The sequence below is a fragment of the Neobacillus sp. B24 genome, assembly GCF_055381825.1.
On sequence record NZ_AP035777.1, the window covers coordinates 3,989,783 to 4,004,324 of the forward strand.

Annotated in this window: 19 protein-coding genes; all 19 read right to left on the reverse strand. The window is 40.8% G+C overall.

Annotated elements, in window-relative coordinates; all coding sequences use genetic code 11:
* Nucleotides 1–36 precede the first annotated feature (36 nt).
* Complete coding sequence (gene spoIIIAD / locus ACZ43M_RS19795; RefSeq protein WP_464508073.1) at nt 37–426, reverse strand: stage III sporulation protein AD; 390 nt, start codon at nt 424–426, stop codon at nt 37–39.
* A gap of 16 nt (nt 427–442) precedes the next feature.
* Nucleotides 443–646, reverse strand: coding sequence for a stage III sporulation protein AC (gene spoIIIAC, locus ACZ43M_RS19800; protein WP_026572556.1), 204 nt, complete (start codon nt 644–646; stop codon nt 443–445).
* Nucleotides 647–657: 11 nt separating this feature from the next.
* On the reverse strand, nt 658–1,173 hold the full coding sequence (gene spoIIIAB / locus ACZ43M_RS19805; RefSeq protein WP_464504230.1) for a stage III sporulation protein SpoIIIAB: 516 nt from the start codon (nt 1,171–1,173) through the stop codon (nt 658–660).
* The gene (gene spoIIIAA, locus ACZ43M_RS19810; protein ID WP_464504231.1) at nt 1,174–2,091 is read right to left on the reverse strand and encodes a stage III sporulation protein AA; all 918 of its coding nucleotides are present in this window, start codon (nt 2,089–2,091) and stop codon (nt 1,174–1,176) included.
* A 172-nt stretch (nt 2,092–2,263) separates the two neighbouring features.
* A complete protein-coding gene (locus tag ACZ43M_RS19815; protein WP_464504232.1) occupies nt 2,264–2,773 on the reverse strand; it encodes a TlpA family protein disulfide reductase in 510 nt (169 codons plus the stop codon).
* Nucleotides 2,774–2,790: 17 nt separating this feature from the next.
* Nucleotides 2,791–2,922 carry a CcmD family protein gene (locus tag ACZ43M_RS19820; RefSeq protein ID WP_464504233.1) on the reverse strand — a complete coding sequence of 44 codons (132 nt, stop codon included), beginning with the start codon at nt 2,920–2,922 and terminating at the stop codon, nt 2,791–2,793.
* Between the two features lie 15 nt (nt 2,923–2,937).
* On the reverse strand, nt 2,938–3,699 hold the full coding sequence (locus ACZ43M_RS19825; protein ID WP_464504234.1) for a cytochrome c biogenesis protein: 762 nt from the start codon (nt 3,697–3,699) through the stop codon (nt 2,938–2,940).
* Between the two features lie 3 nt (nt 3,700–3,702).
* Nucleotides 3,703–4,383, reverse strand: a complete 681-nt coding sequence (locus tag ACZ43M_RS19830) for a heme exporter protein CcmB (protein ID WP_464504235.1) — start codon at nt 4,381–4,383, stop codon at nt 3,703–3,705.
* Nucleotides 4,380–5,084, reverse strand: coding sequence for an ABC transporter ATP-binding protein (locus ACZ43M_RS19835; RefSeq protein ID WP_464504236.1), 705 nt, complete (start codon nt 5,082–5,084; stop codon nt 4,380–4,382). The genes ACZ43M_RS19830 and ACZ43M_RS19835 overlap by 4 nt, the downstream gene beginning before the upstream one ends.
* Nucleotides 5,085–5,107: 23 nt before the next feature.
* Nucleotides 5,108–6,103, reverse strand: coding sequence for a hypothetical protein (locus tag ACZ43M_RS19840; protein WP_464504237.1), 996 nt, complete (start codon nt 6,101–6,103; stop codon nt 5,108–5,110).
* Entirely contained in the window at nt 6,100–6,474 is a 375-nt protein-coding gene (locus ACZ43M_RS19845; RefSeq protein WP_464504238.1) for a hypothetical protein, read from the reverse strand. Before ACZ43M_RS19845 ends, ACZ43M_RS19840 begins: the two co-directional genes overlap by 4 nt.
* Nucleotides 6,475–6,487: 13 nt before the next feature.
* Entirely contained in the window at nt 6,488–6,991 is a 504-nt protein-coding gene (locus ACZ43M_RS19850; protein ID WP_464504239.1) for a cytochrome c-type biogenesis protein CcmH, read from the reverse strand.
* A gap of 1 nt (nt 6,992) precedes the next feature.
* Entirely contained in the window at nt 6,993–8,975 is a 1,983-nt protein-coding gene (locus tag ACZ43M_RS19855) for a heme lyase CcmF/NrfE family subunit (protein WP_464504240.1), read from the reverse strand.
* A 25-nt stretch (nt 8,976–9,000) separates the two neighbouring features.
* A complete protein-coding gene (locus ACZ43M_RS19860; RefSeq protein ID WP_464504241.1) occupies nt 9,001–9,453 on the reverse strand; it encodes a cytochrome c maturation protein CcmE in 453 nt (150 codons plus the stop codon).
* 13 nt (nt 9,454–9,466) lie between these two features.
* A complete protein-coding gene (locus ACZ43M_RS19865; protein WP_464504242.1) occupies nt 9,467–10,528 on the reverse strand; it encodes a hypothetical protein in 1,062 nt (353 codons plus the stop codon).
* Between the two features lie 255 nt (nt 10,529–10,783).
* Nucleotides 10,784–11,437 carry a c-type cytochrome gene (locus ACZ43M_RS19870; protein ID WP_464504243.1) on the reverse strand — a complete coding sequence of 218 codons (654 nt, stop codon included), beginning with the start codon at nt 11,435–11,437 and terminating at the stop codon, nt 10,784–10,786.
* Between the two features lie 11 nt (nt 11,438–11,448).
* A complete protein-coding gene (locus ACZ43M_RS19875) occupies nt 11,449–11,901 on the reverse strand; it encodes a PCYCGC motif-containing (lipo)protein (RefSeq protein ID WP_464504244.1) in 453 nt (150 codons plus the stop codon).
* A gap of 178 nt (nt 11,902–12,079) precedes the next feature.
* Nucleotides 12,080–12,568: a DUF6803 family protein gene (locus ACZ43M_RS19880; protein WP_464504245.1), complete on the reverse strand. Its 489-nt coding sequence runs from the start codon at nt 12,566–12,568 to the stop codon at nt 12,080–12,082.
* A 27-nt stretch (nt 12,569–12,595) separates the two neighbouring features.
* The gene (locus tag ACZ43M_RS19885; protein ID WP_464504246.1) at nt 12,596–14,389 is read right to left on the reverse strand and encodes an urease accessory protein UreH domain-containing protein; all 1,794 of its coding nucleotides are present in this window, start codon (nt 14,387–14,389) and stop codon (nt 12,596–12,598) included.
* Nucleotides 14,390–14,542 lie beyond the last annotated feature (153 nt).

Here is a 14,542-nt window from a genome sequence, read left to right on the forward strand (position 1 = left end):
TAGGACACCTCTACTTTTAAGAAAAAAATGGCGATGCTAGCTCGGAATTAGTTTGATGATGGTTTCAATTAGCACAGTCAAAATCGGAATCGCCATGGCAAGAATAATAACTTTTCCGGCCAGTTCAATTTTTGAAGCAATCGCCCCCTGACCCGCATCCTTGGTAATTTGGACGGCGAATTCAGCAATATAGGCAATCCCGATAATTTTAAGTATGGTTTCGACATAGACCAAATTTACCTTGGCATTGACGGCAAGCCGCTCAAGCATATGAATAATTTCATAAATCTTGTCCACTAAAAAGAGAAAGATGGCACTGCCGACAAACACAATTAATAGGAACGCAATATTGGGCTTTTGTTCCTTAATAATTAAGGCCAGGAAAGTGGCTATGAGAGCAACGCCGACTATTTTTATGATTTCAATAGCAAAGCCCTCCCTTCTATTGGAACAGAAATACTGATTTGATTTTCTGGAACAGGTCGTCGACAATCGTGGCTACTTGAAACAAAATGTAGATAAAGCCAAATAGCGTAACCCACTGGGCATATTCCTTTTTCCCAACCTGATCCAATACGGTATGCAAAAAAGCAACTACTATACCGACACCGGCTATTTTAAAAATGATATCGACTTCTAAACCCATTGCTTTTCCCCCTAAAATAATAAAATAATCAGCAATAATCCTGATAAAAATCCGAGACTCTTTACCATCTTTTCATATTTTGCTTGTGCTTGAACGGCGTCATCTTCCTCTCTTTCAAGATGAGAAAGAGCCAACATGATATGTTTTTGCTGGGAAAAGCGATCGTGACGGCCAAGGGTTTCGCCAAACTGCTTCATAATCTCAAATTCTCCCTGTTTTAACGCGGTAGATTTCCAGACTTCTCGTAAACTAGTTTCCCAAGCCTCTTTAACAGTTGTTTCTGTATCCATCAGTTTCCCTGCGAAGCTTTCGAAAAAGCCTGATAATGGTTTTGGCAGCTGTGCTGCCAACCGTCTCGCTGCTTCATGCAATGGGGTATGCCCATACATGATTTCAGCCTCGAGCGATTGGAGGGCCGACCGAAGTGCCCTCAACTGTCTAGGCCGTTCACTAAAATGTCTCGCTGCTTCAAATCCCACGACTGTCGTTGCAACAATAATAAAAATGGCGCCAATTATTTTAACCATCTATGTCACGCTCACTTTTTGCCGTAATTCTTTTCCTGCCTCGTCCAAAATCTTGGTGATTGTCCCTGGTCCAGTTTGTCTGCTAAGGATCACAAATCGTTTAAAGATCTTCTGGCTTATAATTTCCCTTAATGATGGCCGTTTTGTTATTTCTTCGATGCTCGTCCCATGGGTGGTCATGATTAGCTTGATTCCAGCATGGACGGCTTCCTGGATCGCCTCTGCATCTTCCTTGCGGCCAATCTCATCCACCACCAATACCTCGGGGCTCATGGAACGAATTAGCATCATCATCCCCTCTGCTTTTGGGCAGGCATCAAGGACATCGAGGCGAGTTCCAAAGGTTAATTGCGGAACGCCATTGACGCACCCGGCAATTTCGCTGCGTTCATCGACCACTCCTACCTTGCTGGCAGGTATCGCTTCCGTACCCGTTGAAATTATTCTGGCCATATCCCGGAGCAGCGTCGTTTTTCCTGTTTGCGGCGGGCCAATTATCATTGTATTCACCCAATTCCCCTGATAGATGAAGGGGATGATTGATTCTGCAATCCCGACTTTTTCCCTAGCAATCCGAATGTTAAAGGAGGAGATATCCCTAATCGCTTTCACCATGCCGTTTTCAAGGATTACCTTTCCGGCCAGCCCAATTCGATGTCCGCCGGCAACGGTTATATATCCGCGCTTAAGTTCCTCTTCCAGGGCATAAATAGAAAACTGGCTTATCTTATTCATTAGCTGGAAGGCATCATCGGGCTGAATGATGTACGATAGGAAACAGGGGTCTCCTTTCATCGTTATTTCAATCGGGCGATCAATCCGAATTCGGATTTCTTCCAATTCTTCTTTTTGATTAGGAGGGATTTGGTTGATTAGGTCGGCAATTTTCTTTGGTAAGAAGTGTAGGATTGTTTCCACAAAAGCTTCCTCCTTGATTTACTCGTCTCATTATTTAAAATGTATGCCTGCTTGCCCACATTATGACTTTCAAATCCGGCAAATCTTTTAAAATTTGTATTAATCTAGTTTTTCGATTACTAGAATTAAAAAAGGATTGAACCTTATATCTCGGTTCAATCCTTTTTTAAATTTATTTATCGTATTTTTTTGCCCAGTTGTATAACATCATTTCGGTGACAGGGCCGTTATAATGCTCGCGAATAACTCCTTGTTTGTCGATGACGAATGTTTCGGGCTGGCCGGTGACGTTGTATTTCTTGGAGATCTTGGCGTTATAGTCAAATAAATAGGTCATTCCCTCTTTATTGTTTTCGGTAACCTTTTTAATCTTATCCATTGTCTCGCCGCGATTCATCATCAGCAATGGATACTTATCACCATAATCTTTTTGGAACGCTGCAAGCTCGGGAAACTCCTCCTTACATGGGGCGCACCAGCTTGCAAAATAATTCAAGATGACAACCTGCCCCTTATAATTAGAAAGTTTCGTCGTTCCGCCATCCAGATTAGGCAGTTCAAAATTGTAGGCCTTATCGCCAACATCTGTATTTTCGCCCTTGGTTACGAGGCTATATCCGAAAAATCCGAACATGCCTACAATCAGAATCAACACGAGTGGCTTCATTATCCGCTGGTTCATTGGACTTCCTCCACTTGTTATTTTTCAATTTGTTTTAGGAATTGTATTTCCTTTTGAATCTTGCTTTGTTTCTTATCAAGGATAAATATATAAGCGAAAATAATAACCCAGGCAACGGAATAGGCAGCATACATAAATTCGTAGTTCATAATTGACTTCCTCCTTTATTTATCTAAGCTTTCTCTTATTCTTTCTTTGTACAGCTCAACTTTAAGCTTCATATTTTCAACAGTAACACCTTTGTTCAATAGATATGCGTAAAGAATGGTAAACGCTGTAATTGACACAAGCAACGCAACCAGCATGGTTGGGGCAATGCCGCCGCCTGTTTGATTTTGTCCTTCTCCAAAAACAATCGGGTGAAGTTTCGTTTGCCACCAGCGGATGGCGAAAAACACAATCGGTACATCGACAAAGCCAATAATGCCGAAAACTGCTGCAAGTCTTGCCTTTTTATCCCAAACACCATCCATATGGCGAATCATGATATAAGCGATATAAATAAAGAACAAAATCAATGTCGTAATTAACCGCGGTTCCCAAACCCACCATGTGTTCCAGGCTGATTTTGCCCAAATCGGTCCTGTTGTCAGAACGATTAGAGTAAATACTACACCGATTTCAGCGGAAATATAGGCATAGGTATCAAAAATTCTTTTTCGTTTGATCAAGAATAAAATACTTAAAACACAAGTGACAAAGAAGGCAAAAAACGCTACCCATGCTGAGCTGACATGGAAATAAAAGATTTTTTGCGCCGCTCCCATTGTTTTTTCTTCTTCAGCAAAGATGAAGATAAAATAAAGGGAAGCGAGCATCGAAACAACCGTACCATAGAATAATAGTTTCGGAAGAGTCGATTTTTTAGTATCGGACACCTGAGCGACAGGAAGGGATGTTTTCTCCCGTTCGAGATTCATACTCATCTGTTAAACCTCCAGCACATAATCAATTAATAAAAACGATACTACAAAGAAAATCACATCATAGGCAGTAACCATCTGCGTCCAGGACAAAGCACTCGATAATTTGCTCATATCCGACAGTATGATCCTTGTTGCTTGGGTAACCCCAATTAGAATCGGGCTCGTAATCGGAAACAGCAGCAATGGCAACAGCATTTCACTGCTTTTTGAATTGGCGGCCAAGGCAGCCAAAAAGGTTCCAATCGAAACAAAGCCAAAACTTCCAGCAAAAATGACGAGAATAAAGTAACCGATACTCCCTGACATTTTAAAATCAAATAACAAGAACAAGAATGGGATGGAAACGATCTCGACGATTAAAATCATGGTAAAGTTGGCAAAAAACTTGCCTAAAAAAATACTCGCTGCTTCCATCGGTGCGACCAGAAGACCTTGCATCGTGTCATTACGCTGCTCAGAGATGAACGATCGGTTGAGCCCCAAGATTCCGGCAAACACGATTATGACCCAGATGACGCCTGGAATTACGGCCTTCGTGGTATTACTGGAAGGGTCAAATGCAAAGCTAAACACAACAATAACGAGCGCCGCAAAAATAATTTGAGTCACTAATATTTGCTTTGTTTTTAATTCTGAAAGCAGATCCTTTTTTGCAAGTAAGAGGGCTTGAGAAAACAGATTCATGATACTCCCTCCACCTGAAGTTCATATTTTTCCGAAACGACGTTTAATGATGGCTGTTCAATTTTGAAATCGTCGACAATTTTACCGCTTTTCACAATGATAATACGATCACAAATTTCTGCCGCTTGTTTAAAATCATGAGTAACCATTAACGTTGTAGTCCCTTTTTGTTTCATGTTAAGAATGACATTATTCAGAATAGAGATGGCCCCTTGGTCAAGTCCCGTATGAGGTTCATCCAGCAAAAGGACTTCCGGGTCGTGGATAATTGCACGCGCAATGGCAATCCGCTGAATCATCCCCCTTGAAAAGTTCTTCACCGGTTCATTTAGAAAGAAGCTTAAACCTACCTCTTTCACCAATTCAACCGCCCGTTGTTCCGAATGCTTAACACCATACAAATCTCCAAAGAAAACCAAATTTTCCAATGGTGAATAATGATCGTACAGCAAACTGGAATGGGGTAAATAACCTAATATTTTTTTGATGTCAACCTGGTTCTTTTTTAAATCCAATCGGTTGATCGTGATGGAACCAGATGTCGGTTTGATTAAAGTGGCCAAAACTTTTAACAGTGTGCTTTTCCCGGCGCCATTCGGACCGAGTATGCCTACTGTTTCCCCTTTTTTAATCGAGAGGTCTACGCCACGTAAGATCAGCTTGTTATCAGCCTGCTTCGTCAGCTTGTTAATTTCTATCATTGCAGTCCCTCCCATTCCGGCTGCTAGTCTACGAAATTGCGTAAATTTAATTTCACCTGGACCAAATGCTGTTTATAGGCATCCAGTTTTGCCTGGTACTCTGTCTCTGAAAGCTTGCCATCTCCAAAGGTTTCTTCCAATTCAATAATTTTATCCATAATCGCCTTTTGCTTAGTCATAAGCAGTTTGAAGGCTTTCTCTTCCTTATCAGCACCTAGTCTCTCTTCTTCCAATCTCACTTTACGTCTAAAGTAGATATAATAAGAGATTCCTGCGATGACAATGACACCAATAATAATCAAAAAGATATGCGGGTCAAACTTATGCAACGGAGATTGTGCCCACATTCGTAAATGGCCCGGATTGTGGAAGGCTGGTGCCTGATGGGTAACATTGCTGGTTTCTCCATTATCACTTGTTGTTTGTGTCTGTTTGGAAGTATCCACTTTGGGCTGGACATCTGGTTTATACACCATGGTAAACTTTTGATCTGTCTTCAAATCCTCAATCGTGTACAGCCAAAAATTCTTGCCATCCATATTCAAAAGCTCCGGTCCCGTGGAAGTGACCCCGTTAAATTCAACGCTGCCATTTCCTTCTTCGACTAGCATCATCAAAGATTGCGTCGGATAATTAATAGTCAAATTAATATCTTTTCCTTTATCCATTCGATAGCTGTATGCCAGTTCTATTCGTTCATTACCTTTAACCGGGGTGGTTGTAATGAACCCGCTATCTACCTGTTTAGAAGCAATCTTGCTGTCCAAAAAATTTAAATCCTTGGCCCCTTCCGGCAGAGTAATGCTAAGGACGGCCTCAGTTTGTCCGTCGCCCTTATATTCTTCAGCTCCAGAATTAACATAGTATCCTCGATTGTTTAAATAGGTTGAGCCATCTTCAGCAGAGCCTACTACGATATACTGCATATCAGCGGAAATTTTTGACTCTGACGCTGCTAATCCCGGCAGGGGGACTAACAGCATCAGTCCAAGGAGAATTAAGGTGATTTTTTTAATCACTTTCCTTCCCCCTTTTTGGTTTTATAGTTTTTCATTTGCGCCTCGATTTCTTTCTCAACTTCAGCCATTAAATCCTGGTCGACCTTCGAGACGACCATTTCTTCTTCTTCCTTCATAATCGTGGCGATCTCTGTTTCATATTGCTTCTTCAAATGCTTGTAATCATTGTGTGAAATCTTATCCATTTTGTACTCGAATTCCAATTCATTTAATGTCGTTAATAACGCTTCTTTTGTCGACGCCAAATCTTGGTTTTTCGGACTAAAATGTAAATATACATCCCACTTAAATAACGGTGACAATATTAGAAAAAGACAGGTAAGCGCCAAGGCGGCTGTAAAGATTAACGAAATGATGGAAATATCCTGCATTTTTGTTCACATCCTAAAGATACTTTTTGCGTTCTTCGTCAATGATGGAAGAAAGAATTTCGCTTTCTACTTCCTCCTCAAGCTGCTGAGTCTCTATGACTGTTTCTTCTGGTCCTCTCCGTTTCACCCATTTACGTATAATGAAAAACAAACCTGCCCCTGCCCCGCCTAAAGCAGCAAATGGAAGAACCCATGCCGTTAAGCTGAAACCCTTTTTCTCAGGGGATGTCAAGATTTCTTCTCCGTATATGTTGACATAGTACTCACGAATTTTATCCTTGTCCCAGCCCTTATTCATCATTTCAACGAGGTCTGCTTTAAATTCGGTGGTCAAGTTGCACGTATTCGGATCGCATTCGTAATGGTCCTGCCCGCAGCCGCATGTACATGCAAACTGCTGGGCAACCGCTTTAAATTCAGGAGATTTATAGTCAAACTCTTTTGCTTCGACGCGAAGGAATGAACCCTGAAAAATAAACGCTAATATGAGGAGTCCTGTAAAAAATTTGGTTTTCATTTTAAGACACCTCTTTGCGTACTCCAGTGTATCTTGGAGTCACGTTTCCATATTTTCCGTTCCATACAGCGAAAAGAGCACCGATGACAATCATAAATGAACCAAACCATAACCAATTCATCATTGGGTTAATTTTGACAACAAATGTTGCTTTTCCGTCCTCCTCCCAAGCACTTAAAACAATGTATAAGTCTTCTTTCATGGAATCAATAATGGCCACCTCGGAAGAAGGCTGATCCCAGTTGCCGTAAAATACTTTCTCCGGCTGGTAGGTCCCAATTCTTTTGCCATTTTTGAAAACTGTGACATCGGCATATACAATATCGTTGATGCCTTCTCGTTTTTGATCCAGGCGTTCGTAGTTAATTCTATAATCCTTTAACTCTATTGAACCGCCTAACGGAACGGTTTTCATTGTTTCTACATCGTAGTTTTGGGAACCAATAATACCCATAGTTATGAAGGCAATACCTAGGTGAACGATATAACCACCGTAACGGCGGCGATTGCGGATCATTAACCGGTATAAGGCTACGATCGGTGTTTCCTTTGTCATCTTTCTTCTAGCTTTAACGCCTCTATAAAACTCTAAATAGTGAGTAATCAGTAATAAAATAATTACTCCATACCCGATAACGGCCCAAGCTTTTTGGATTCCTAAAACGACCATTAACGCCATTCCGACTACAGCCAGGATGGCAGGGATCATGAAGTTCTTCTTAAGATTTTTTACCGTTGATCTTTGCCAAGCAAGCATTGGACAAACGGCCATCACAAACATCATTGATAACAGAATCGGTGCTTCTACTTTGTTAAAGAATGGCAAGCCTACAGTAACCTTTGTGCCGCGAACTGCCTCTGAAACGAGCGGGAATATGGTACCCCAGAATACAGCAAACGCTGCGCCAACAAGAAGAAGATTGTTTACAAGGAAGCTGCTTTCTTTTGAAACAAAAGATGTAAATTCACCTGCACTGCGTTTTAACAGATTGTATCGGCTCATCAATACGTATAAGGCTCCGACAGTGGCAATGCCCATAAAGATTAGGAAATATAAACCCAAATTCGAATTGGCAAATGCGTGAACCGATGTCAGCACACCACTTCGAACAAGGAATGTACCGAATAAGGTTAATGCGTAGGAAACGATGATTAAACTAATGTTCCAAATCTTTAGCATATTTTTCCGTTCCTGAATCATCACTGAATGCAGGAAGGCGGTGGCTGTTAACCAAGGCATAAATGAGGCATTTTCTACCGGATCCCAAGCCCAGTAGCCGCCCCAGCCTAACTCGACATATGCCCATTGGCCGCCAAAAATGTTGCCAAGGCTCAAGAACAGCCAAGCGACAATGGTCCAGCGTCTAGTCATTTTTATCCAGAAATCATCGACATTTTTAAGTATTAGCGCAGCCATCGCAAACGCAAATGGTATTGCAAGTCCTACATATCCGAGATATAGTGTTACGGGGTGAATAATCATGCCCGGATTTTGCAGCATAGGGTTTAAGCCTTTTCCTTCAATCGGAATTTGGTCGAGTAAAACAAACGGTTTGGCTATAAATCCCAGAATGAAGAAGAAGAAAACTGCGTTTGCCAGCAAGATGGATGAAATATACGGTACCATTGGGTTACCTTTCATCTTTCTTGAAAAAGCAATCATAACCATGTAAAGAGTTAAAAAGAATGTCCAAAGCAGCAAGGAGCCTGCGTTACCTGCCCATAGGGCTGTCAATTTGTATATAATCGGGAGCTCGCTGCTGGTATAGTCAGTAACATATTCGTATTGGAATTGCGAAGTTGCCAATAAATAAAACATGGACAACATGGCCATGGACGTACAGACCAGAAGTGCAATAAGTCCTCCTTTACCGCTGTTTATCAGCTTTTGATTTTTTATGCTGATTCCCAGTGTGATGATTAATAGAGAAAATACTGCGATTGCCAATCCGATATAGATTGTTGCATTAGCAAATAAGTACATTTCGTCACCTTCTTAAGTCCGCCTATTATTGTTCCTTCGGTGGCTGATTTAGCTTTTCTTTATGTGATTCAGGATCGTAGTTTTTCATATCTTCGCCCTCATACTTTGATGGGCATCGTGTTTTTACTGTTTCTGCAACAAATGTATTCTTTTTGGCTGGAGCCCCTTGAAGAATGGTAATAACCCCTTCTGAGAAGTTATCTGGCTTCGTGCCATTATGGATAACATGCATGATGTTGCCCTCGTTGTCTTTCACATCAAATTTCAATTCAATTTTGTCTGCGTCCCATTTAATAGAATCCTCAATCAACAAACCCTCTACCGTGACAAAATCGTCTTTATATTCCTGTTGATCTTCCAACAGTTCTTTCATCGTTAATTCAATGCCGCTGGAGCCCGGAGTAGCTGCCATTAAGAGGAAAACAATTGCACCTGCAATAATAAACCCGCCCAGCATTACGAGAGTATTCTTTTTCATGTTTACCACCTCATTAAATTAGTTTTTTCATTTCTTCATCGTACGTTTCTTGGTCAATTTTTCCGGTTAATAGTTTTTTGCGTAATTCTTTCTTGGCTTCAGTACTGACCGCTTTGTTCATCTTTTGATTGGCTGCTTGCTTTTTTTGCGGCTGCTTATGTTGCTTGGCAGCTTTCGCCTGGCTTTGCGAATTTGCCTTTAATCCGAGGTATACGAAGGCACCTGCAATAATAAGAGCAACCCCAATAATTGATGCACCACCGATGCCAATGATCGGACTTTTCGATCCATCCTTACTGTCCTTGCTGTTCCCTAAAACCTGGTCTGTCGCGGTGCCATTGACACCTGTATGGTTTTCATCATCTGGCGGCTGCACTTTGCTGATGGCTTCCATTGATGATTCCGTCCCCTCTTTCTTATAAGAGAAGGAATACTTTAAGGATTCGCCGGCTTTGACATTTTTATATTGATAGAAATAAAGCTCTTCGCCATACTCATTTTTTGAATTCTCCTGTGCCTTTGGCTCTAGTTGAATATCCTTTGCATTCATCGGTGCATAAAATACGACATCAAGCAATTCTGTTTCTGCATTACTTGTAAACTCATAGGTAAAGCTTTTTTGATCTTTGACATTAATAGATTGTGTGTAGTATTCGATAACAAATTGGTATTCTTCATTTTTTTTAATTGGCTTGCTAGGTTTCCAGCTAATGATGCTTTTATCTTGGTCTACATCATAGGGGCGCTGAACTTCAGGTTCGTTTTCTTTTGGAAATTCGGCAACAAGGAAGGCTTCAAAACCTTTTTCTTTTGCAGGAACGGCAATTTCAACTTTCCCGTCATAGTCTTGACCGGTTTTATTCGTGATTGTTCCGTACATCCCAACTAATAACGAAGGAATATCTCTGGATGGCCAGTCTTCCGGATAATCAAATTCCGGCATTACCTGAAGCTGCATTGCCTTGTAAGGAAATTTTTCCGGTTGAAAGGCTGTTTCAGCACTTGCTTTTGGCACCATCCAGCTCATTAAAAATGAAGCGATAACCAATAATGCCAATAACCTTTTTCTTAGCATATTAATCCTCCTTGACCTTAAAAAACTTACTCTAATCTGCTAGTTTTTCACTATAGTCCTCTTTGAAATAAATATAATCTTTATGTAGCCTATATGGTTAATACACTATTGAACATTTTGTTAAACGACAAAAATCGTTACGTTTTCGTCAAAAAATAAACACAAAATGTTCATATTTAGGCCTGCGAGCCTGCGAATAATATGTGCCAAAAAATAAAAACCCCTGAATCCTTTTGGATCCAAGGGATGAGAGAATTATTTTTTTTCCAACGATCGGATATAACTGACAATGTCAGTTATATCCTTTTCTTTAAGCTGCCGGGCACCATCCAGGCCTTTTAATGACGGCCCCATTCTTGTCTCTTCCCGGCCATAGGCTGCTCCAATCCAAAGCTGTCTATCGGTTGTATATTGCAAATATTGCTGATTTCCTAGTGCGGTCCCCATTTTTACTTTTCCTGCTCCTGCCTCACCGTGGCAGGAAAGACAATACAAATTGTATTTCTGCAACCCTAATTCCGGGTCACCGGAAATAGTATCGGGGACCTCCAATTCCAGTTCATCTGTTTGCCAATCTCTAATAAAGGCAACCAGATTATTCACGTCATTTTCTGACAATCTAGGGCCGTATGCCGGCATGCCAGTACCTTCCCTGCCAAAACTAATATAATGATATAAATCCTTATCAGAAACGGAGCTTAAAAAGATTTGGCTGTTGATAGCTGTTCCAGCCATTTTCCCTTCACCTTTTCCGGTTTCTCCATGGCAGATCAGGCAATTCTTTTCGTAAAGTTTTTCCCCTGCAGCAATTGCCTTGGAGTTTTTGTTGTGAAAAATATCGCTATTGGAAATACAAAAAATAATCCCAATAATAATCAAAATATAACTTCCGATTAATAATTTTTTCATAGAATCCCTCATTACTTGGGTTCAGGTGTTGGAGTCGGCTCCCCAATATTTCCATATTTCGTGGTGATCAAATCGTAAATTTTCTTAGGGCTTTTACCGTCAAGATGCATTCCTATCGCCTCCCGGGCGATATCTATACAAACGTCTCACGATATACTCATGGAATCCCACTCTTTGACAGCCTTGTCATCTCCAAATTGGTCAATGTAACAGTCAAGGTTGCTTTCATGACCATCTTGGGCAAAACAGCCGCAATAACATGGAACCTGGGCAAGAACCTCAGGGTAGGTAGCTGCCATAACATAAGTTTCTTGAATCTTATCGGAAGAATTTAATACATAATCAGGCAGCGGCTCATGCTTTTTATCAAGTGCCCATTTTTGATCTTCAAGTTTAGAACCGCAGCCTGCAGCGATTAAAACAATTGCAAGGTAAAGTACGAAAAGAGAAGTTATTCGTTTCAAATGTAGTCACCCCTTTCTCTAGTTTTACAAATTCATTTTAACAAAAAGATGGAATCGTAATTGATGCTAATTATTACTATTTGGTGAAGTTTTTAAGATTACTAAAGTATAAATATTTGCAAAGCAATTTCATAAAAAACTTGAAACACTAAAGAGGATTTCCAGCGGTCTAGGAATGTTACATATGGCTCATCATACCCCCACGTGTACTAATCGATGGATCAATCATGCCAAATATCATCGCAATGTGGGCCACAATTAGGAACATGCCTACAAAAATTGCATGAGTCTTCAGTTTTTGTACAGTCGTTTTATTTCTGAACAGTATTCCTAAATCTAATAATGCCATTCCCAGTAACGGCACTACACCAAGAAGGTAAAACGTAACCGCAACAACATCAATCCAGCCCTTCCACTCTCCATTAACTGTTAATGGAATAAAAGCGTTTATTAACAAATAAAAGAAAATACCTGTAAAATATATTCCTGCAAAAATACTGGTGAATTTATTCACCTGTCTTAAGGAACCATCCAATTTCCTTGTAAATAGAATCCCCAGTTCAGTAACGGCAATCGTTTCGGCACAAATAACCGGGATAGCCATAAAAATAATTAAATTCCAAGGCTGGTTGTCTGCGAGCAGCCCCATATAATGTGTCATATTCATTTTTTTCATCTCCCTGCTATTTATCTATTAATTTAGAAACTTGCTTCTTATCTGCTCCAAATCCGCATTATTTACATCATCTACAGCTTCAATGACCCCCAATAGCTCCTCCTCATTCAAGTAAATGCCATAAATTCCAGCCTTTTTGATAGTAAATTCAATTTCGTTCATCCCCTCCTTTCCTGTAAATTCACTAACAATTTCTTTTGTATTGGCATTCATAATCAAGAAAGACCCCTCAGCTTGATCAAACTGTGTGAAGTCAAGGCTTAATCTAGTGGTCATCCCCTTATTAACTACCATAATTAATGGTTCCAACTCATATCCGATTCCTTTTACCGATAAGATCTGTACATTATTCGTAACCTCTGCTCTTTTGACCAATCTCTCTGTTGGGACTTTACTTATATCTTCTCCGTAAATACTTGGCGCGGTTGGTTCAGAAGCTTGTGGTGTTGCTTTAGTTGTCGAATCCACTCCGGTTGCAACGCTGTCTGTTGCAGAAACGCCGGCAAGGTCATCAACCACCTTAATCATGCCCCGCTTCATTCCCATCCAACAGCTAAATGGCAGGTCTTCATTTTCTGGCGTGAATTCAATGATGTTTTGACCATCTTGAAGCTTTTGCTGCACATTCATATCAGGAACCACGATAGTGTTATTACAGCCGGTTAACTGCTGCACATTGACTACCCACTTTACCGGAACTCCTTTTTTTACATACAAGGTATTTGGGGTGTAGCCGCTGACAGTAACATTCATATTTAGGACCTGTACTCCGTCTTTCATCGTAGCCTTTATTGCTTTACCGGAACTAAAAGAACCTGTTGTCCCAGCATCGCTCGCTGCACTGGACATAAAGCCAAACGGGCTTGTATTCACCCCGGCAAGAGCCAGTCCTCTATTACTCATGATTAATCCAAGAACAATAATAAGAATGCCACTGAATTTTAGTATTTTCTTTGTATACCCTTTACTTAACAATCCCGATAACGCTCCAAACGTCAGCATGAGCGGTACAGTCCCGAGTGAAAACATAAACATCGATAACGCACCGCCAAAGGCACTGCCTGTGCCGAGAGCATAAATTTGCATTGTCTGCAGCGGTCCGCATGGCATTAATCCGTTCAGCAAGCCGACTAGAAATGGCGTTCTTGGTTTGCTCATGGCAGCGCAGGCTGCCGGTAATTTTATTTGAAACTTTCTAAAAGCCCGAAATCCTGCCATATTAAATCCCATAATGATCATAAATAACCCTGCAAATAGTTGCAGGCCAGCCTTGGCTGTAAGCGAAAGGGCAATAACCGATCCGATTGCGCCAATGATCCCACCGAGAATCGTATAGGCGGTAACCCGGCCAAGGTTATAAAGCAACGCCGGCTTGATTGAGGCAAATTTACCTTCACTTTCTTTTGCAATCGTTTGTGAAAGCATGATTGCGCCGCACATCCCGACACAATGGAGCGAGGTGATTAAACCGACTAAGAATAATACTGCATAAGACGCATTTTGTAGTTTTTCATCCATATTAAAGCTGCCGGTATTGATGCCTAGCAGCACAATGGCTGCAGCAATAATCAAAATGCCAATCAGTTTATAGCCGGGTGAGTTTTCTGTACTGTACCCAACCCGATTAATGGTTTCTTTAATCTTGCCAAGATTGCATAACTCATCGTCATACTCTATTTCAGCAAATTGTCCGCTGAAATTAGCCTTCACATTCTGTACCCCGTCCAGCTTTTTTACACTTCGCTCGATTCGCTTTTCACAGGAGGTGCAGGTCATATCAAAAACCTTAAGCTTAATCATTTTCATGCTCATATTGAACCCTACCTTTACTAATCAATTCCAGTTTGATGAGTAAAGTATATGGAATCTATATGTTGACGATATGAAGGAACATTGTGAGGAAGTGAACAATTTGTGGACATAATTTTTCAAAAAAATGAACGCTCATTTACTCTTACACAGGAA